The organism is Sulfitobacter sp. GN1-4 (assembly GCF_055693825.1).
The window spans coordinates 397,902-417,370 of record NZ_JBVFUQ010000003.1 but is presented as its reverse complement, the minus strand read 5'-3'; the positions used below and the strand labels follow the sequence as shown (position 1 = coordinate 417,370).

The window sequence follows — 19,469 nt, the reverse complement described above, 5'->3', positions numbered from 1 at the left end:
AATCACGTAAGTGACGTTCAACTTAGAAGTTGAAGCGAACACCCAGGTCGGCGCGTGTGTCGCCGTTTACGCGCTTCGCGATACCGCCACGCAGGGAGGTACCACCACCCATGGAGTGGTTGAAGTCGATACCGTAACCTGTGTCAGGCTGGTTCTCGTGGTCTGTCACGTAGACTTCGATGTTTGTCGCTGCGCCAACGTCGAAGCGGCCTGCGATCACTGTTACGTCACCGTTGGTGCCGTTGTCAGCGTAAGCGATTGTCAGGTCAACTGGACCGATGGAACCACCAGCAGATACTGCGAACTCAGTGTCGCCTGCGTTGTCGGAGTCCTGTGCACCCAGAGCCAGTGTCCAGCCGCTGAATGTGTACGCGATGTGTGCCGCGATACGGTCGTCTGTGTCGGACGCAGAAACGTGCAAGGACAGGTCGCCAGCGGAGTACATTACTTCAACACCGTTGTCGCCGGAGTTACCCAGGCCACCGGAGGAGTATGCGTCGCCGTTGAACTGGTACGCGGTGTAGTCATAACCCAGACCTGTCAGGCCGAGGTCGATTGGGTACATGCCTGGCATGAATTCGATCGCGCCGAAGATGTTACCAACACCAACTTCCAGGCCGCCGGAGCGTGCGAAGAAGCGAGCACCGTTTGTCATGCCCTGCTGGCCTTCGTTCTGCTGGATGCGAACGCGTGCACCGAATGTGACGCCTGCGTCAGATTCTGCTGTTGCGTCGATCTGCAGACGGAAGCGAGATGTTACGTCTGTGGAGTCACCAGCTGCTGTGTCGTTGTAAACGATACCGAAGCGACCGTAGCCGCCGAAAGTAACGTCTGCTGCTGCAACGCCTGCGGTCGCGACCAGGGCGGTTGTAGCGAAGAGAACTTTTTTCATGAGTTTTCCCTCGGTTTGAAATGAATGCCCAGACCGGGGAATCCGGAAAGGGTACGGATGCTGTTTGCCTCGGGTGGCCCCGGCTTTGCAAGATGCGCGCAACGGCTGACCCTTTTGACCGCCCCAATGGTGCAGCTTTGCCACAGTTTTACCACAGCCCCGACGCAGACTCCGCTCTGATCCAGCCAAACGCCCCATGTTGTCCACAGAATCACCTCAATACATATGCCTTGCCCAGGCGGCTGTGCTTGGATAGACCATGGCCTAAATAGGCAAAGGATCCCGCGCATGGCCTTCGGAAACCTCAGCAAAGTAGCTCTTTCAATCGGGCTTGTGGCGCTTTTGGGTGCTTGCAGTTCTGTGCGTGGCTTGGGGTCTGAGGCAACTGAGCGTCCGGCGAACTACTCAAACCCAAACATTCCTGGGAACATTGAGACGAATCCCGAAAATACGATCTGGTCGATCTTCAATCGCAAGTCGGCAGATACCTCTGTCGCTGTGAACAAGTATCTCTGGTCGGCCTCACTTGAGGTGCTTAACTTCCTGCCGATCCAGTCCATTGATCCCTTCACCGGCGTCATTGTGACGGGCTACGGCACACCGCCTGGTGGCGGCCGTTCATACCGGGCAACGGTGTTGATTGATGATCCCGCGCTGGATGCGCGCTCGCTCAACCTCGCGCTTCAAACCCGTGGTGGCCGAACCGTCAGCCGCGCCACCTCGCGCGCGGTAGAGGATGCCATCCTAAGCCGCGCCCGTGAAATGCGCATCGCAGATAACCGATTCTAGGCGCGCACGCGCTCACGAACAAACGCGCCGGGCCCTGCATTCCACAGCCCGGCGTTTTCAATTCTAAAGGTCGAAATAGAAATGTCCCGCTACACCCCTGCTGAAATCGAAGCCCGATGGCAAAAGGCCTGGGCCGAGAACGAAACCTTCAAGGCCGTCCGCTCTGCCGACAAACCGAAGTACTACGTGCTTGAGATGTTCCCCTACCCCTCGGGGCGCATCCACATGGGCCATGTGCGCAACTACACCATGGGTGACGTGATCGCGCGGTACAAGCTGTCCACGGGTCATAACGTGCTGCACCCCATGGGATGGGACGCTTTTGGGATGCCTGCTGAAAACGCCGCGATGGCGATTGGCGGCCACCCCAAGGATTGGACCTATGGCAACATCGCGGACATGCGCGACCAGATGAAGCCGCTGGGCCTTTCCATCGATTGGTCCCGCGAATTTGCCACCTGTGATCCTGAATACTACGGACAGCAGCAGGCGCTTTTCCTTGATTTCCTGGAAAAAGGCCTCGTTTACCGCAAGAACGCGGTGGTCAACTGGGACCCAGTGGACATGACCGTTCTTGCCAACGAACAGGTTGAGAATGGCCGTGGTTGGCGCTCTGGCGCGTTGGTAGAACGGCGTGAGCTGACACAGTGGTTCTTCAAGATCTCTGATTATTCAGAAGAGCTGCTTGAGGCGCTCGATACGCTTGATAACTGGCCCGCCAAGGTCAAGCTGATGCAGGCCAACTGGATCGGCAAATCCCGTGGTTTGCAGTTTGCCTTCTCCACCGTTGAGGCGCCTGAGGGACACGACCGGATTGAGGTCTACACCACCCGGCCCGACACGTTGATGGGCGCGTCCTTTGTTGGCATCTCGCCTGATCATCCGCTCGCCAAAGAGTTGGAGAAGGACAATGCCGAGGTTGCTGCCTTCTGTGCCGAATGCCGCAAGGGCGGCACCACGGAAGAGGCGATTGAGACGGGCGAAAAGCTGGGATTTGACACCGGCATCACCGTGCGCCATCCCTTTGATACGGCTCATGAATTGCCCGTCTACATCGCCAACTTCATCCTGATGGATTACGGCACGGGCGCAATCTTTGGCTGCCCTGCGCATGACGACCGCGACTTTGAGTTTGCGACCAAATACGGGCTGCCCATCATCTCCACCTACTTGCCGTCTGAGGACAGCGAAGAGGAGCTGCAGGCCGCTTTCGTGCCGCCAAAAACAGACAAGGTGTTCTACAACCGGGGCTTTGCCGGTGCCCAGTGGCAGACCGGGCTTGAAGCCATCGATGCCGCCATCGCCTTTTGCGAAGAAAACGGCGTGGGCCAGGGCGTGACCAAGTTTCGCCTGCGCGATTGGGGCCTGTCGCGGCAGCGCTATTGGGGCTGCCCGATCCCGGTTGTGCATTGCGACGACTGCGGCGTGGTGCCGGAGAAAAAGGAAAACCTGCCCGTTGAGCTGCCCTATGACGTCAGCTTTGACACCCCCGGCAATCCGCTTGACCGTCACCCCACATGGCGCGACTGCGCCTGCCCCGCATGCGGCAAACCAGCCAAGCGCGAAACCGACACGATGGACACCTTTGTCGATCTCGTCTTGGTACTTTGCCCGTTTCACCGCGCCGCGTGCCCAGACGCCAACAGACATGGCGGATGCGCAGTATTGGATGAACGTCGATCAATATATCGGCGGCGTTGAACATGCGATTCTGCATCTGCTCTACTCCCGCTTCTTCGCCCGCGCGATGGAGATGACGGGGCATTTGCCCAAGACTGCCAATGAACCTTTTGATGCGCTCTTTACCCAAGGCATGGTGACCCACGCGATTTACCAAACGCCTAAACAAGACGGGCGGCCCACCTACCACTATCCCGAAGAGGTCGATCTGCGGGACGGCAAGGCGTTTTTGAAGGAAGGCGGCCAAGAGGTTGAGATCGTCCCCTCTGCCAAAATGTCCAAATCCAAGAACAACGTGGTGGACCCGCTCAACATCATCTCAAACTACGGCGCGGATACCGCCCGCTGGTTCGTGCTGAGCGATTCTCCGCCCGAACGGGATGTGGAATGGACAGCGTCTGGCGCGGACGCTGCTTTCAAACACCTGACCCGCGTTTGGAACCTGTGTGACAAGATTGGCCGGATGGATAAAGATGCTGCGGGGCAAGGCGATGATGACCTGCTGCGCGCCATGCATAAGACCATTCACGATGTGACGATGGGCGTGGAATCCTTCGGCTTTAACGCCGCCATCGCCAAGCTTTATGCCTTCACTGCAACGCTCAGCAAATCCAAGGCCAGCCATGCCGCGCAGCGCCAGGCGATCATGACCTTGGCGCAGCTGATGTCACCAATGACGCCGCATTTGGCCGAAGACATCTGGGCGCATCAAGGCGGCAAAGGGCTTGTCGTGAACGCCCCCTGGCCCAAAGCGGATGACGCGATGCTGGTGGATGACACCATCACCATGCCCATTCAGATCAACGGCAAACGCCGGGCGGAAATCCAGGTAGCCGCTGACCTGTCCAAGGAAGAGGTTGAAAAAATCGCCCTCGCCCACGAAGCTGTCATCCGAACCCTTGATGGTGCAGCCCCTAAAAAGGTCATCGTCGTCCCTGGACGGATCGTGAATGTCGTTGCTTAACCGCAGAACCCTGCTTTTGTCCCCGCTGGCGCTGGCCGCCTGCGGGTTCGCGCCGGTCTATGGCCCCGGTGGGACGGGGGCCGCGCTGCAAAACCGGGTGCTGGTCGATCCACCCAGCAGCCAGGACAGCTATATCCTGGTGCGTGAGCTGGAAGAACGGTTGGGCCGCAGCGACGATCCTGCTTACGGGTTGTCCATGATCATCAACACCTCAGAGGCCCGCGTTGCGATTGACCGCGAAGGCGACACAGGCCGCTTTAGCCGCATCGCCAGCGTCGATTTTTCGCTGCGCGACCTGAGCAGCGGCCAAATCGTGAATTCGGGTCGTATCGACAATTTTGTCGGCTATTCCGCAACCGGCACAACGGTCGAAACCCTCGCCGGAGAGCAAGACGCGCAGGTCCGCTTGATGACAGCAATCGCCGATCAGATCGTCACGCGGCTCTATACCACCACGCTCTGACGATGAAGCTGAACACCCGCGACGCCAACGCCTATTTCGCCAAACCTGATCCCGGCAAGACCGGGCTGCTGATCTTTGGCAGCGACGCGATGCGCGTGGCCTTGAAACGGCAGGAAGTGCTGAAGAACCTGCTAGGCCCTGATGCCGAAGAAGAAATGCGTCTGACCCGCATTCAGGCCGCTGAGCTGCGCAAAGATCCCCCGATGTTGCTGGACGCGGTCAAGGCAGTTGGCTTTTTCCCCGGCCCGCGCGCCGCCTTTGTAGAGGATGCCAACGATACAATCGCGAAAATCCTGACGGATGCGCTGGCTGATTGGCAACCCGGCGATGCGCAGATCATCGTTACGGGCGGGGATATGAAAAAGACCTCAAAGGTGCGCAAGGCTTTCGAGGGCCATCAGAACGCCTATGCCGCTGCAATCTATGACAACCCGCCCGACCGGATGGAGATTGAGCGGATGCTGTCAGAAGCGGGCCTGCACCCTGACGGCGATGCGATGGTCGCCCTCAGCGATCTGGCCCGCGCCATTGATCCTGGCGATTTCCGCCAGACGATGGAAAAGCTGTCGCTATACAAGCTGCATGATGACGGCCCTCTTAGCACCGATGACATCGCCGCCTGTGCGCCCACGTCAACAGAGGCCGATGTCGACGATATTCTGCACGTTGTGGCAGAGGCACGCACCGGCGACATTGGCCCCGTGATGGCAAAGCTGCAGGCTCAGGGCGTGGCACCGGTCACGCTGACCATCATGGCCACGCGGCACTTCCGCACGCTTTACCGTATCGCGGCCAGTCCAGGCGCGCCGATCTACGGCGTGCGCGACCGGGACCGCGCGATGCGGCAGGCCAAAAGCTGGGGCGCAGCCAAGCTGGAGACAGCGCTGACGGTCCTGACCGACACTGACCTCGCGTTGCGCTCAGCCGGGCAAACAGCCCCGGCGCTGGCCATGGTGGAGCGGGCGTTCATCCGGTTGGCGATGCTGGGCGGGCAACGCTAAGCCTTGCGTCAGGGCAGCACCTGCGCGCCAAGCACGGCGTAGTCAAACCCATCCGCACGCCCGCCAAGATGCTTTGCCAGAAAACGTTCCATGGTGCGGAACATCAAAATCCGTTCCTTCCAGCCCATGTTGGAATAGGTGTGGCCCGCGCCTTCGATCAGTTCGTACTGCACGTCTTTTCCCGCCGCCTGCAGCGCATCTACCATACGGCCTGCACTGGTCACGGATCACGCGCACATCATTGGCCCCCTGAATGATCAACAAGGGCCCTGCGACGTTCTCCGCATTATAGAGGGGGAGCGGGCGCGGATCTCAGCCAGATCATCGGGATCGTCAGGATCGCCGATGTATTTACGATACCAGTCCGGCCATCCGGTCCAATATACAGGCACCTCTTGCAGCATTGTTGAGATATCGCTGATGCCATTCACACTAATGCCGGCGGCAAAGAGCTCAGGGCTTTCTGTCATGGCTGTCAGGGTTTTCAGTCCGCCAAAGCTGCCGCCCATCACCGCTACCTTCTCAGGATCGGCGATGCCTGCCTCAACGGCCCAGGCCCGCGCATCAACGACGTCCTGATGCATTTTGCGGCTAACCTCGCCCACTGCGGCCTCGCGGAAGCTGCGGCCATAGCCATCGCTGCCCTGGTAGTTGACGTTCAGCACGGCATAACCGCGGTTCGCCATCCAAAGCGTTATCGGATCAAACCCCCAATACACCCGGTGCACAGGGCCGCCGTGCACACGCACCACCATGGGGGCTGGGCCTGTCACGCCCTTGGGCCGGGTCAAATAGGCATGGATGGTCAGCCCATCGCTGGCTTCAAACTGAACCGGCTCCATCGCCGATAGCGCCCCGGCACGCTCAGCGATCCGCGGTGCTGCCAGGGCTTCAACCTCACCTGTTGCCATATCAATGAGGTACTTGGACCACCCTTCGCGATCGTCCTCAACCTCCCATATGGTTTTGGAAAAGTCCGCTGTTGCGGAAACCAGATGCAACGCCGCGTCCTCTGGCCTGTCGATCTGCGCCAGCGTTTGCTCAATTTCAGCGTCAAAGAATCGTCGTTCTTGCAAGCCGGGATAAGCGGTTGCCATGATCGGCGCGTCGGTCAACGGATGTGTGATAATCCATGACAGATCGACCTCAGCGTGATCATGCACCACCTCTTCTGCGCCGGTTTCAGTATCCTTGCGGACCAGCGCTAGCCTGTCGCGCCCCAGATCCGTCAAAGCAAGAAAACCACCTGTTTCATCCGGCTCTGAGATGACCCAGAAATTTTCGTCCAATCCGCCTTCTGCGACCTGATGCCAGGTGTCCTCTGCCCGGACAGAGACCTGCCAAGCGCTTTCTTCACGTTTCACAGAGCGGCTGAACAGCGTACCCGCACGGTCAAAACGCCAGCCAACGGCACGGTCGGTGATCAAATCCTGTGCGACCGCCTCCCCGGTGTCGAGGTTCAGGCGGTAGAGGTCAAACTTTGCCCTGTCCCGCCCGTTGTGCGACACCAATATCTCAGCCCCTGCCTCGGCTGGGACGGCCTCAATCCAGGCTTTCACGTCCCGGCCAAAATCATAGGTGCGCGGCTCTGATCCTGGTTTGGTCACATCAATGGAGACGATCTGATCGTTCTCCCACCCATCCCGGTCCGCCGTATAAAGCAGATAGCGGCTGTCGGCGGACCATTGATACCAGCGCACTTCGTCCTTGGTATGGAAAATCTCCGCCGCGTCATCATTCAGGTCACGCACCCAAAGGGCGGGCCGCAGCCTTTTGGCCTCAAGCCAGGCCAATCTCTGCCCGTCCGGCGACAACCGCATCCGCCATTGTGAAAACGCATCGGCATAAAAGGCATTCAGCGGCACGATATCTGGCAGATCCGCGTCCACAAGGCTGGGGTGTGTGGCTTTGATCGGCGGATACAGCACGAAATAGAGGGCAACCGCCCCGGCGCCACACAGACCCATCAAGGCGAGGAATAGTTTTTTGAACATCAGATACACCCTTACTTTGCCCAGCATGCGCAGCTTATCCGTGTGCGGCAAGGCTTAAGACATTTCAAAGGCGCAAACAGGCAGGGTTTGGCAAAAGTTCACTTTGGCAAGTGGTTCGCGGTAGCGTAAATGAAGCCTGAACGCCCATGCAAAGGACACGCCATGTACACCGTTATCGGAGCCACCAAATCCCGCGCCTTCAGAGTGATGTGGTTGCTAGAGGAAATGGGCCAGGACTATCGCCAAATCGCCGCGACACCACGTTCCGATGAGGCGCGCAAATACAACGCGTTGGGCAAAATCCCCGCCCTTGTCGATGGCGACGCTGTGCTGACCGATTCTGTGGCCATCATGACCTACCTGGCGGACAAACATGGCCAGCTCACAGCGCCCGCTGGCACGCCTGCGCGGGCACAACAGGATGCGATGACGCTGTGGTTGATTGATGAGTTCGACGCGATCCTTTGGTCCTATGCCAAACACGCCTTCGTCTTTCCCAAAGAAAACCGCGTCCCCGAAATCAAAGACAGCTTGAAAGCGGAGTTGTCGCGCAGCGCCGACAAGCTGGCCGAGCGGATTACAGGGCCATTCCTGATGGGCGATGAGATGACCATCGCGGATATCCTCGCGGTGCATTGCATCAATTGGTCTGTTGGGGCAGGCTTTCCCCGCGTCAACGACACGGTTGGCAAATGGGCCGCTGACATGCGCGCGCGTCCGGCGTTTAAAGCCGCGCAAGAAAAGGTCGCGGACTAGGGCCGGATCACCCGCTCTGTCGCATCCATTCCACCGCACCCAGGCCCGCCCAACGACCGGTGGCCAGGCAGGCGCTGATCAAATAGCCGCCTGTCGGGGCCTCCCAATCCAGCATCTCTCCTGCGGCAAAGACGCCGGGCCGGTCGCGCAGCATCAAATTCTCGCTCAAGGATGCGAAAGTCACGCCGCCGGCGGTTGAGATCGCTTCATCCATCGGGCGCAGGCCTGCGTGCTGGATCGGCAGCGCCTTCAGCAGACGCGCCAAGGCCCGCAGCCCATCGGGCAGGGGCCGCGCCATTTCTTGCAGCAGCGCGATTTGCACCGGGCTGAACCGCAGCGTCTTGCGCAGATGGTTGGCCAGGCTCGCCTTGCCACGCGGCTTGCTAAGCCGTGTGACAATCTCTGGCACCGTCAAGTCAGGCAACAGATCGAGGCTTAGCGAATGCCCCTCCCGCACACCGCGCGAAACGGAATAGATCCCGCCGCCCTCCAGGCCCTGCGCGGAAAGCGTCGCCTCCCCCCGTGATTGATAAGGGCCCGCGTGCCAGGCCACGCCTTTGAGCGGCGCGCCCAAGTGTTTCGCCATATGGGCAGACCACGCCACCGCGATCCCCGCATTCGCGGGCGCAAAGGGTGCGGTCTTAATTCCTTGCGCGCCCAGCACCTTGGCCCAATCCCCCGTCGCGCCCAAACGCGCCCAGCTGGCCCCGCCCAGCGCCAGGATGGTCACAGCCGGGTCAATCCCCTGCCGCCCGTCTGGGGTGTCAAACACCAGCGTCTCTCCGTCCCAGCCTTGCCAGGTCCACCGGGTGCGCAGCTCAACCCCCTGATCCGCCAGCCGCCCCATCCAGGCGCGCAGCAGTGGTGAGGCTTTCATCACTGTGGGGAACACCCGCCCGGTTGAGCCGGTGAAGACCTCTTGGCCCAGACCGCGTGCCCAGTTTTGCACGGCCTCTGCATCAAAGGCGCGCAGGATCGGCTCTAACGGGCGTCTGGCCTCGGCGAAAACCTCAACAAAAGGGGTAAAGGGCGCGTCCTTGGTCAGGTTCAGCCCTGATTTGCCCGCCATCAAAAACTTGCGGCCCACGGAGGGTTTCGCCTCGCACACGACCACGGGCAGCCCGGCGGCAGAGATGACCTCAGCCGCCATTAACCCGGCAGGGCCTGCGCCAATCACAACGGCGGGTTTCACGCCTCTTCCTTGGGCAATCCGCCTTTGATCTCCAGCACACGATGCGGATATGGGATCTCAATCCCGGCCTCCTTGAGCGCGTTCCAGATCAGGAACAGAACGTCAGAGGTGTATTTGTTCGGCCCGTCGTCCAAGCCGTTGACCCAGAATTCCACCGCGAAATCGATGCCGCTGTCGCCAAAGCCGCGCAGCTCACAATCAGGCGGAAAAGGGTCATTCAGCACTTCGGGATGTTTGGCCACTGCCGCCTCAATCAAAGGCGGCACCAGGTTGATATCGGTGTCGTAGCTGACAGAGAACGGGGCCTCAAAACGGTTGGCCGATCCGCTATCGGAATAATTCACCACCCGCGTGGTGATGAAATCCTCGTTCGGGACAACGATCCAGCGGCCATCAAAGGTTTCCAGAATGGCCGCGCGGGCCATCATCTTGACGATTTTGCCCTGCTCGCCTCCGTCCAGTTCAACATAATCGCCAACTGTCGCCTGCCCTTCGATCAAAAGGATCACGCCTGAGATAAAATTCGACGCGATCTTTTGCAGGCCAAAGCCAAGCCCCACACCGATGGCACCCCCGAGCACCGCAAGAGAGGTGAGGTTGATGCCCATGATGTTCATCAGCAGCAAGAACGCGATGGCAAAGATCGCAAACTCCGCCGCCTTGATCAGCAGCTGCCGGATCGAGGGGCGCATGTCCTTGTTTTGCTCAATCAGCGTGGCGGCCTGCCGGTTGGACCACTGCCCCAGCCAAAACAGGATCGCCCCCGCAATCACGCCATTCACAACCGTAATCAGCGAGAATTGGATGTTGCCCACGCCGACGACTGTTTCAGCAAGGGTGCGGGTCACAACGTCGATCAGGCCAAATGTGTAAAGCCACATGATCGGCATCAGAATGTAGCGGCCCATCATCTTCAGGAACGGCTCTGAGATGATGTCACGCACCAAGGCGCGCGCCGCCAACAACAAGAAGACGCGCTTGCCAAAGGCAATCACCGCCCCGGAATCGAAAATGGATCTGACGATCCCTTCGCCAATCCCGGTCAGCGCATAGGCCATCAAAGGCGAAATCAGCGGCAGGAATTGCAGCACGAACAGCCGCGGCGCGGTGAACATGTTTTGCACATCACCCGGATCCAGCAGCCGCGACAGCGTGGGCTTGACCCGTCGTGTCAGCACACCTGCCAGGAACCAGGCCACCAAAAGCAGCGCAAACTGCGACCAGGCTGCCGGGCTCAGCAGCCAGCTGAGCGCAAGTTCCCACCCTTGCAGCGCATAGCCATAGGCCTGCTGCACGATTTCCGGCTGTTGGGAGATATCAAACTCCATGGCGCTGCCTTGTCTTTGGGTGTCTTTGCCGCATTCTCTTGCCTGTGCACCGCCCCAGGTTCAAGGCTTCTGTGATGTCCGACCCCATTTGTCCGATCTGCCTGCGTCCGATCCCGCCCGATGTGCCGCAAAGTGCGCATCACCTCATTCCAAAGCTAAAGGGCGGCAAGGGCGCGCCAACCGTGCTGTTGCACCACATCTGCCACAAAGAGATCCACGCCACCCTGTCAGAGGCGGAATTGGCACGGGATTTCAACACACCCGATGCCTTGCGACAGCACCCAAGGATCGAAAAATTCGCCCGTTGGGTGGCCAAGCGGCCGCCAGATTTTCTGTCCAAAGTGCCAGGAAAACGACGCGGCAACCGTTAGAGCGTGATGGGAAAGCACCTTTCGTAGCACTTACGCAATTTTAAAAGCGCCACGCTTGACACAAACGCCAGCCGCACCGACGTTGTGCTCAATAAAAAAACTTATACATGAGGCTACCGATGCGCATTCTTTTGTCCCTGACCGCCCTGACACTGCTGACCGCCTGTGGCGTGCCGTTTGTCCCGCTGATCTAAGGCGTCAGGCGCGCCCACACATCTCTTTGATCCCCAAAGCGATCTCAGGCTTGGCTGCCACGGTATCGGCGGTCAAGGCCAAAGCCTCTGCCATCAGCTCATCCGAGGCGACGATCCGGTCGATCAGTCCAAAACGCAGGGCCTCCTCGGCCTCAATCTTTTGGCCGCCCATCAGAATAAGCTTGGTGCGGGCCGGGCCGATCAACGCCGCCATGCGCGCAGGATCAGAGGGCTGCGGCAAGAAACCCAGTTTCATAACCGGGTAAAAGAACTTGGCCCCCGGCACCCCAAGGCGCAAATCACAGGCCAGAGCCATCCCCATGGCACCCCCCGCAAGCGTGCCGTTCAGCGCCGCAATGGTCAGGCCCGGCAAGGCGGCAACAGCGCTCGACAGCCGTTCCCACACATCTGATTTGGCCAGCCCTGCGCGCGCCTCATCCAGATCGGCACCCGCGCTGAACACGCGTCCTGCACCGGTCAAAACCACCGCCCGTGCCTCACCGGCGCTTTCCATGATTTCGGCAAGCTCTGTCAGCATAGCATGGGTCAGCGAATTTGCCTTTTCAGGGCGGTTGATCACGATTGTCCAAACGGCACCGTCTTTGCTGAGCTCAATCATATCAGGCCCACCGCGCGGCGGATGTCTTCATCGCGCAGCGAAATTTCGCCACCCTTGTAGCTGTCTGCCTCCGGCCCACACATCCACAAAAGGCACTTTGCGGGCCAATCTGCAGGAATGTGATCTTCCCAGTTCAACTGGCTGACCGGGTTGATGCCAGACGCTTTGATCTCTCGCTGCATCTGGGTGGCCACGGTACCCGGCGACAGCCCAATCGCGCGGATGCCGTGGGCTGCTTCTTCTTTGTCGATGCAGCGGTTCAGCATATGTGCCCCCGCCTTTGAGGTGCAGTAATGGCTCCATGCCTCGACCGGCCCGTGTGCGGCCCCCGATGAGATGGTCAAGATGCTGCCACCACCCGCGGCCCGCATGACCGGCAACACCGCGTGCACGCCGTAAAAGACGCCTTTGAGGTTGATGTCGATGACCTGGCCCCAGGCCTCCGGATCGGCGGCACCAAGGTGGGATATCGGCTCAACCACACCGGCATTGTTGATCAAAACGTCCACGCCACCAAAGGCCTTTACCGTTGCATCAACGGCCGCTGCAACGTCAGCATATTGCGCCACATCGCAGGGCACTGCGATGGCCTGATCCCCAATTTCTGCGGCCAGTTCGGCCACTGCATCCTGTGACCGCGCCAATAGGGCCACATTGGCACCTGCCCCCGCAAACACCCGTGCGGCCTCTGCCCCGATCCCACGGCTTGCGCCCGTGATCATCACCGTCTTTCCCGTCATATCCATCTGGAAAACCCTCCTGAGCCGTCCTGCGGCGCTTTGCATCTCACTTGCCTGATGTGGTAGTCTTACGCTGGTCCGGGGTCCAGCCCCGGTATCCGCCTTGACGCCCCTGTTGCTTTGCAGGACGGTGCGCGCAGGTGGGCTTTTCAAAACAAAAAGGAATTTCCATGCTCCGTATTTCTTCAGCAGCCATCGGCCTCGCGCTGCCGATCACGTTGGTTTCTCACCCCGCATTGGCCGACCTCACACCGGCGCAAGTTTGGGGTGACTGGCGCGACTACATGCAAGGCATGGGATATGAAATTTCCGGGACTGAAACCGCGCAGGGATCTGACCTGGTGATCAGCGATGTTGTCATGCGCTTTGACGCAGCAGACGGCACCAGCGGGTTTGCCATCGACATGGAACGCGTCGATCTGCTGCAAAACCGCGACGGCAGTGTTGAGATTGTCTTGCCTGGCAGCATCCCGATGGTCGCCTCTGGCATCGATAATGAGGTTGATGGCGGCGATGTCACCATGACGCTTGTGGTGACACAGACGGGCCACACTATGACCGCCAGCGGAACGCCCGAAGAACTGGTGTACGACTTTTCTGCCGCCACCATTGGTGTGACCTTGCAAGAGATGTCGGTGGATGGCACGCCGGTTGATCCCTCTCAGGCCCAGGCGAGCTTTCTGGGAACCAACATTACCACCAGCACCACCATGACCATTGGCGACGTGCGCGGGTATGAACAATCCGGCACGCTGGACGCACTGACCTACGACATGGCGTTCACCGATCTGGCCGATCCCAACAGCAGCGGCAAAATCAAAGGGCAAGCGACGGATCTTGTCATTGAGGGCAGCGGGGCCATCCCGCTGGACATCGCCCCCGGTGCGGATGCCGCCGCGATGATGCGCGCCGGATTTGCTGTGACCGGTGCCATTTCCTATGGCAGCGGATCGTCAGATTTTGACATCAAAGACCTTGAGGATGGCAACGTCCGACTGATCAGCAGCTCTCAGGGCGGCACCTTTGGGGTGTCCATGAGCAGTGAGGGTTTGGCCTATGACGTTGGCCAGCGGGGCCTGAATGTTGCGGTCACGTCCAATCAAATGCCGTTCCCGTTTGAGATGAGCATGGCGGAAAGCGCCTTTGGGCTGGCGTTGCCGGTTGCCAAATCTGACACACCGCAAGACTTTGCGCTCAAAATTGGTCTCACTGATTTCGCGATGTCCGACGTGATCTGGGGCATGTTTGATCCCGTAGGCCAGCTGCCACGCGATCCGGCGAATATCCTTCTTGATCTGGGCGGCAAGGTGAAACTTCTTGTCGATTGGATGGACCCTGAACAGGCTGGTGCAATGGCATTTGGCGCACCGGGTGAGCTGCAGGCGGTCAACCTCAATACGCTATTGCTGGATGCGGCAGGTGCCCGGCTGGAGGGCGACGGCGCGGTTACTTTTGATGGCAGCGGACCGGCCATGGTGCCGGGCCTTGGCAGCCCCGTTGGCGCGATCAACCTGGCGCTTGCCGGGGGCAACGGCCTGCTTGATAAACTCGTTTCCATGGGCCTGCTGCCGCAGGATCAGGCCATGGGCGCGCGCATGATGATGGGGCTGTTCGCGGTGCCCGGTGATGGGCCCGACACACTGAAATCAAAGATTGAGTTCACCCAAGACGGCCAGATCCTGGCGAACGGTCAACGCATCCGTTGACGCCTTAGATTTGAGCAACGCAAAAGGGCAGGCCAACGCGGGCTGCCCTTTTTGGCGGCAAGGCTTGTTCTTGCCCCACCAGATGTCTACCTCTCGGACCTAAGCGACGATCGGAGCCCCCCATGACACAGCCGCTTGATGCGCTGACAAAATCCCTGTTGCAGGCCGCCCAAAACGCAGGTGCGGATGCCGCAGATGCCAAGGCGGTGCAGGCCACATCTGTCTCAGTTGACGTGCGTGCGGGCAGGCTGGAGCAGGCCGAACGCTCAGAAGGGGTGGACATCGGCCTGCGCGTCTTCGTCGGTCAGCGCAGCGCGACGGTCTCTGCCTCTGATACCTCTGCCAGAACGATTGAGGAAATGGCCACCCGCGCAGTCGCCATGGCGCGCGAAGCGCCCGAAGATCCGCACACCGGTCTGGCCGATCCCGATCAGCTGGCCACCTCCTGGGACGTGGCAGCGCTTGAGCTTTGCGATCCTGCACCTGAACCCTCTCCGCAAGAGCTGCAGCAAGACGCTGAAGAAGCCGAAGCGGCCGCCCTGGCAGTCGACGGCGTGACCCAGGTGCAATCTGCAGGCGCGGGCTATGGCGCGCAACAAATCCACATGGCGCTCAGCAACGGGTTTGAAGGCGGCTATGCCCGTACTGATCGCGGCCTGTCTTGTGTGGCCATCGCGGGCACTGGCACCGGGATGGAGCGGGATTATGATGGCGATGGCCGCATCTTCCAAAGCGATATGCGGGCGGCTACAGATATTGGCACCCGCGCGGGCACCCGCGCCGTTGAACGGCTCGCGCCGCGCAAACCGCCAACGGGTGCCTATCCTGTGCTCTTTGATGAACGCATCGCCGCTTCGCTGATTGGCCATCTGCTGTCTGCGATCAACGGCAGCGCAATCTCTCGCGGGGCGTCGTTTCTGCGCGATGCGCTCAACACGGCGGTCTTGCCCGATCATCTGTCGCTGATCGAAGACCCGCACCGCCCCCGCGCCACAGGCTCGCGTCCGTTTGATGCCGAAGGCCTGGCGACCCGGAAGCGCACGATCATCGACAACGGTGTGCTCACGGGCTGGACACTGGATTTGGCAAATGCCCGGAAACTGGACCTCTCTCCCACCGGCAATGCCGCGCGCGGCACATCATCGGCACCGTCGCCGATCAACTGGAACATCGCCCTGACCCAAGGGTCACAGTCCCGCGATGATCTGATCCGCGACATGGGCACCGGGCTGTTGGTAACATCCATGATTGGCAGCACGATCAATCCGAATACGGGCGATTATTCGCGCGGTGCCGCTGGCCTTTGGGTGGAGAACGGCGAAATCACCCACGCGGTTAACGAATGCACCATCGCTGGCAACCTGCGGGACATGTTGCGCAGCATCGTGCCCGCCAATGACGCCCGGCCCCACCTCAGCCGCGTTGTCCCCTCGCTTCTTGTGCCAGGCATGACCCTTGCCGGCGCATGATCTGCCCCTCTTGATTGACGCCGCGCGCCTGGCCGGGCGCGTGGCCACCAGCTTTACCGGCAAAACCGCTGAACGCTGGGACAAACCGGGCGGCGCTGGCCCGGTCACAGCCGCAGACCTTGCCGTCAACGCCGCGCTGGCCAGCACGCTGCAACGCGCACGCCCCGACTATGGCTGGCTGTCTGAGGAAAGCGAAGATGATGCCGCACGTCTGGCCAAGGACCGTGTATTCATCATCGACCCCATTGATGGCACCCGCAGCTTTGTCGAAGGCTCCAACACCTGGGCGCATTCCATTGCAGTGGCCGAAGCAGGAGAGATCACCGCCGCCGTGGTCTACCTGCCTCTGCGCGACAAGCTTTATGCAGCAGCACGGGGCGCAGGTGCCACGCTCAACGGCGTGCCCATTCGCGCCGAAGGCACCAGCAACCTAGCCCAGGCAACGATCCTGGCGGCCCGGCCTGCCCAAACCCAGACACACTGGAAATCGCTCAACGTGCCAGGGTTCACCCGCAGCTACCGCCCCTCACTGGCTTACCGGCTAGCGCTGGTTGCAGAAGGCCGGTTCGACGCCATGCTGACCCTGCGCAACAGTTGGGAATGGGACATCGCAGCAGGCGCTCTTATTGCAGCAGAAGCAGGCGGTGCCGCGATGGACCGAACCGGCGCGCCGCTGCGCTTTAACAACGCCGATCCACGCCTGAACGGGGTGGTGGCCGGTCACAGTCTGACCTGCGGTGCCCTTATCGATGCCCTTGCGTGACCCTGCGCATCTGAGTACCCACAACCCCAAGGCTAGATCATTAAAGGAAGCGCCATGTCACAACGCCTTCATCTTGTTTTCGGCGGCGAGCTTGTTTCGCCAAGCGAGAACGTTTTCAAAAACGTGGATGACATCCACGTCGTCGGGATCTTTCCAGACTACGACAGCGCCTATAACGCCTGGAAAAGCGAAGCGCAGCGGACCGTAGATAACGCCCACATGCGTTACTACATTGCGCATCTGCACCGCCTGCGTGACGAAGAAGCCGCCGCCTCGGCGACAGAAGAGCTGGGCTAAACAAACGTGGCGCGGTCGCTGGGGCTCGCCGCATATCGGGCCCTGGCCCGCCGCGAAGAGGTGCCCACTGAGGCACCAAAAGACCCGCGCCCCGCGGGTGAGGTCGTTTGGCTGCATGCGGGCGACACCACCAACGTGTTGGCCGCGCACGACCTGGCGCTAAGGCTCACGCAGAACCGCACAGGTCTGCATGTGCTGATCACCGTCCCCAAAGAGAGCAGCGCCAAACCAGAAGCGCCGCCCCCGCGGACCACGCCATCCTGCAAACAACCTGCCCCAGCGATCATCCAGCCGCTGTCGCCCAGTTTCTGGATCATTGGCAACCCGATGCTGGCATCTGGATCTGGGGCAATCTGCACCCGAACCTGATCCTTGATGCGGCGGACCGCAATTGCCCGCTGTTTTTAATCGATGCCGCTGAAACCGGCTTTGATCGGCGCAGGCTGCGCTGGCTCACCGATCTGACGCGGAGTGTGCTGGGCTGTTTCAGCAGCATTTTCGCACGTTCAGAACCCGCCAAACGGCGGTTGGTGCAAATGGGCGCGACTGCCAGCAAGGTGGAGCATACCTCAGCCTTGATGGCGGGCGGGCACACGCTGGCCTGTTCCGAAATGGATCTGACGGAGCTGTCGGCGGCCTTGGGGGGACGGCCCACCTGGCTGGCGACCAACGTCTTGCCCAAAGAGGTCAGCACCGTTCTGTCTGCACACAAACACGCCTCGCGGCTGTCGCACCGGTTACTTTTGATCCTGCAACCCAGCGCCGCAAAGGACGCGGGCATAGTCGCGGAGATGGTCAGCGAACAAGGGCTCAACACCGTCTCATGGGACGACGGCCAGATGCCCGATGAAACAACCCAAGTCATGATCAGCGCAGATCCCAGCGAACGCGGCCTGTTTTTCCGGGTGGCCCCTGTCACTTTCCTGGGCAGCACCCTGGTGCCAGGCAAAGGGGGTTGTGATCCGTTGCAAGCAGCAGCCCTCGGCTCGGCCATCCTTTACGGCCCCAAAGTGCGGCACTTCATGCCCTCCTACAGCCGTCTGGCAGCGGCTGGCGCGGCGCGGATCGTCAATGACGCGGATGCACTTGGGGTGGCGGTGTCAAACCTCATCGCGCCAGATCACGCCGCAGCGATGGCCCACGCCGGGTGGGACGTGATCAGCGAAGGTGCTGCGCTGACCGACCGGGTGATCGACCTTGTCCAGGACACGCTTGACGCCCGCAGGAGCCTATCATGACGCGTGCCCCCCGCTTTTGGGATCACCCCAAGCCCGATTGGCGCGCGCAGATGTTGCGCCCATTGGGGGCGGTTTATGCCTATGGCACCGCACGCCGACGTGCCAGCGGCACGCCAGAGGCAATGGACGTGCCCGTTATTTGCGTGGGCAACATCAATGCAGGCGGCACCGGCAAAACGCCAACCGTCATCGCCGTGGTCGAGAAACTGCGCAGCTTGTTTCACACGCCCCATGTCGTGTCCCGCGGGTATGGCGGCACGCTGGAAGGGCCGGTGCAGGTTGATCCGGCCCGTCACCGCGCCGAACATGTCGGGGATGAGCCGCTGATGCTGTCTGCTTTCGCTGATGTCTGGGTCGCAAAAGACCGCGCCGCAGGTGCCCGCGCGGCACAGGCGGCAGGTGCCACGGTGATCGTGCTGGACGATGGTTTTCAAAACCCCAGCCTGCGGTATGATCTGTCGATCGTCGTGGTGGATGCGGCCAAGGGGTTTGGCAACGGGCTCTGCCTGCCCGCAGGCCCGTTGCGTGAACCCGCACCTATCGGCCTGGCCCGCGCGGATGTGTTGCTGTCCATCGGCGATGATGCGGCGCAAGCGGCCTTTGCGGCGACGGATCTGCCCCCCAGCCTGGACCATGTCACCGCTGCGCTTGCCCCGCTGCAAACCGGGATGGATTGGCGCGAAACCCGCGCCTTTGCCTTTGCCGGGATCGGCCACCCGGAAAAGTTCTTTGCCACGCTCAGATCGCTTGGCGCGACCGTCGTCCACGCAGAGGCGCTGGATGATCACCAGCCGCTCACAACACCACTTATGAACCGGTTAGAGGCCGATGCCCGGGCCAAAGGCGCGCAGCTTATCACCACAGAAAAGGACGCCGTCCGCCTGCCAGAGGCCTTCCGCAGCAGGGTCATTTCCCTGCCGGTTCGATTGCAACTTGCCGAAGCGAACGCGCTTTTCCAAAAGCTGGAACAGTTCAAAGCCCCGTGAACGGCCCCATGCGCGCAAAGTAAGGTG

Annotated in this window: 19 protein-coding genes and 2 pseudogenes; 14 read left to right on the top strand and 7 right to left on the bottom strand. The window is 60.6% G+C overall.

Features of this window, described 5'->3' with window-relative positions:
• Nucleotides 1-22: 22 nt before the first annotated feature.
• On the bottom strand, nt 23-892 hold the full coding sequence (locus tag ACZ1HM_RS02630; protein ID WP_472741071.1) for a porin: 870 nt from the start codon (nt 890-892) through the stop codon (nt 23-25).
• Between the two features lie 288 nt (nt 893-1,180).
• On the opposite strand from ACZ1HM_RS02630, the gene ACZ1HM_RS02625 reads away from it, so the two are divergent.
• From ACZ1HM_RS02625 to holA, 4 genes and pseudogenes are all read left to right on the top strand, one after another.
• Nucleotides 1,181-1,681 (top strand): DUF3576 domain-containing protein, encoded by a 501-nt coding sequence (locus ACZ1HM_RS02625; protein WP_472741070.1) that lies wholly within the window; start codon nt 1,181-1,183, stop codon nt 1,679-1,681.
• 81 nt (nt 1,682-1,762) lie between these two features.
• A pseudogene (leuS, locus tag ACZ1HM_RS02620) lies at nt 1,763-4,325 on the top strand (leucine--tRNA ligase).
• Nucleotides 4,312-4,788, top strand: coding sequence for an LPS assembly lipoprotein LptE (lptE, locus tag ACZ1HM_RS02615; RefSeq protein ID WP_472741069.1), 477 nt, complete (start codon nt 4,312-4,314; stop codon nt 4,786-4,788). The pseudogene leuS and the gene lptE overlap by 14 nt, the downstream one beginning before the upstream one ends.
• Before the next feature lie 2 nt (nt 4,789-4,790).
• Nucleotides 4,791-5,789, top strand: a complete 999-nt coding sequence (holA, locus tag ACZ1HM_RS02610) for a DNA polymerase III subunit delta (protein ID WP_472741068.1) — start codon at nt 4,791-4,793, stop codon at nt 5,787-5,789.
• Nucleotides 5,790-5,797: 8 nt separating this feature from the next.
• On the opposite strand, the gene ACZ1HM_RS02605 is transcribed toward holA, so the two are convergent.
• Together ACZ1HM_RS02605 and ACZ1HM_RS02600 are read right to left on the bottom strand one after the other, a co-directional pair.
• Complete coding sequence (locus ACZ1HM_RS02605; RefSeq protein WP_472741067.1) at nt 5,798-5,995, bottom strand: alpha/beta hydrolase family protein; 198 nt, start codon at nt 5,993-5,995, stop codon at nt 5,798-5,800.
• Nucleotides 5,996-6,046: 51 nt separating this feature from the next.
• Nucleotides 6,047-7,783, bottom strand: a complete 1,737-nt coding sequence (locus ACZ1HM_RS02600) for a S9 family peptidase (protein ID WP_472741066.1) — start codon at nt 7,781-7,783, stop codon at nt 6,047-6,049.
• Between the two features lie 162 nt (nt 7,784-7,945).
• On the opposite strand from ACZ1HM_RS02600, the gene ACZ1HM_RS02595 reads away from it, so the two are divergent.
• Nucleotides 7,946-8,539, top strand: a complete 594-nt coding sequence (locus ACZ1HM_RS02595) for a glutathione S-transferase family protein (RefSeq protein WP_472741065.1) — start codon at nt 7,946-7,948, stop codon at nt 8,537-8,539.
• A gap of 7 nt (nt 8,540-8,546) precedes the next feature.
• Here the strand turns inward: ACZ1HM_RS02595 and ACZ1HM_RS02590 are convergent, their stop codons facing one another.
• On the bottom strand, nt 8,547-9,731 hold the full coding sequence (locus ACZ1HM_RS02590) for a TIGR03862 family flavoprotein (protein WP_472741064.1): 1,185 nt from the start codon (nt 9,729-9,731) through the stop codon (nt 8,547-8,549).
• On the bottom strand, nt 9,728-11,059 hold the full coding sequence (locus ACZ1HM_RS02585) for a mechanosensitive ion channel family protein (protein WP_472741063.1): 1,332 nt from the start codon (nt 11,057-11,059) through the stop codon (nt 9,728-9,730). Before ACZ1HM_RS02585 ends, ACZ1HM_RS02590 begins: the two co-directional genes overlap by 4 nt.
• Nucleotides 11,060-11,133: 74 nt before the next feature.
• On the opposite strand from ACZ1HM_RS02585, the gene ACZ1HM_RS02580 reads away from it, so the two are divergent.
• Entirely contained in the window at nt 11,134-11,430 is a 297-nt protein-coding gene (locus ACZ1HM_RS02580) for an HNH endonuclease family protein (protein ID WP_472741062.1), read from the top strand.
• Nucleotides 11,431-11,628: 198 nt separating this feature from the next.
• Here ACZ1HM_RS02580 and ACZ1HM_RS02575 read toward each other — a convergent pair whose 3' ends face one another.
• Both ACZ1HM_RS02575 and ACZ1HM_RS02570 read right to left on the bottom strand, forming a co-directional pair.
• Nucleotides 11,629-12,243, bottom strand: a complete 615-nt coding sequence (locus ACZ1HM_RS02575; protein ID WP_472741061.1) for an enoyl-CoA hydratase/isomerase family protein — start codon at nt 12,241-12,243, stop codon at nt 11,629-11,631.
• Entirely contained in the window at nt 12,240-12,989 is a 750-nt protein-coding gene (locus ACZ1HM_RS02570; RefSeq protein WP_472741060.1) for an SDR family oxidoreductase, read from the bottom strand. The genes ACZ1HM_RS02575 and ACZ1HM_RS02570 overlap by 4 nt, the downstream gene beginning before the upstream one ends.
• A gap of 164 nt (nt 12,990-13,153) precedes the next feature.
• Here ACZ1HM_RS02570 and ACZ1HM_RS02565 point away from each other — a divergent pair, with 164 nt between their 5' ends.
• The 8 genes and pseudogenes from ACZ1HM_RS02565 (at nt 13,154) to lpxK (ending at nt 19,442) form a co-directional block, all read left to right on the top strand.
• Complete coding sequence (locus ACZ1HM_RS02565; RefSeq protein WP_472741059.1) at nt 13,154-14,689, top strand: DUF2125 domain-containing protein; 1,536 nt, start codon at nt 13,154-13,156, stop codon at nt 14,687-14,689.
• A gap of 122 nt (nt 14,690-14,811) precedes the next feature.
• A complete protein-coding gene (locus ACZ1HM_RS02560) occupies nt 14,812-16,158 on the top strand; it encodes a TldD/PmbA family protein (RefSeq protein ID WP_472741058.1) in 1,347 nt (448 codons plus the stop codon).
• On the top strand, nt 16,145-16,921 hold the full coding sequence (locus ACZ1HM_RS02555) for a 3'(2'),5'-bisphosphate nucleotidase CysQ (protein WP_472741057.1): 777 nt from the start codon (nt 16,145-16,147) through the stop codon (nt 16,919-16,921). The genes ACZ1HM_RS02560 and ACZ1HM_RS02555 overlap by 14 nt, the downstream gene beginning before the upstream one ends.
• 54 nt (nt 16,922-16,975) lie before the next feature.
• The gene (locus ACZ1HM_RS02550) at nt 16,976-17,218 is read left to right on the top strand and encodes a DUF4170 domain-containing protein (protein ID WP_472741056.1); all 243 of its coding nucleotides are present in this window, start codon (nt 16,976-16,978) and stop codon (nt 17,216-17,218) included.
• A gap of 6 nt (nt 17,219-17,224) precedes the next feature.
• A complete protein-coding gene (locus ACZ1HM_RS02545; RefSeq protein ID WP_472744680.1) occupies nt 17,225-17,587 on the top strand; it encodes a hypothetical protein in 363 nt (120 codons plus the stop codon).
• A pseudogene (locus ACZ1HM_RS02540) lies at nt 17,476-17,730 on the top strand (glycosyltransferase N-terminal domain-containing protein); the annotation flags it as partial. The gene ACZ1HM_RS02545 and the pseudogene ACZ1HM_RS02540, both read left to right, overlap by 112 nt.
• A gap of 24 nt (nt 17,731-17,754) precedes the next feature.
• Nucleotides 17,755-18,456 carry a 3-deoxy-D-manno-octulosonic acid transferase gene (locus tag ACZ1HM_RS02535; protein WP_472744679.1) on the top strand — a complete coding sequence of 234 codons (702 nt, stop codon included), beginning with the start codon at nt 17,755-17,757 and terminating at the stop codon, nt 18,454-18,456.
• On the top strand, nt 18,453-19,442 hold the full coding sequence (gene lpxK / locus ACZ1HM_RS02530) for a tetraacyldisaccharide 4'-kinase (RefSeq protein WP_472741055.1): 990 nt from the start codon (nt 18,453-18,455) through the stop codon (nt 19,440-19,442). The genes ACZ1HM_RS02535 and lpxK overlap by 4 nt, the downstream gene beginning before the upstream one ends.
• Nucleotides 19,443-19,469: the final 27 nt, after the last annotated feature.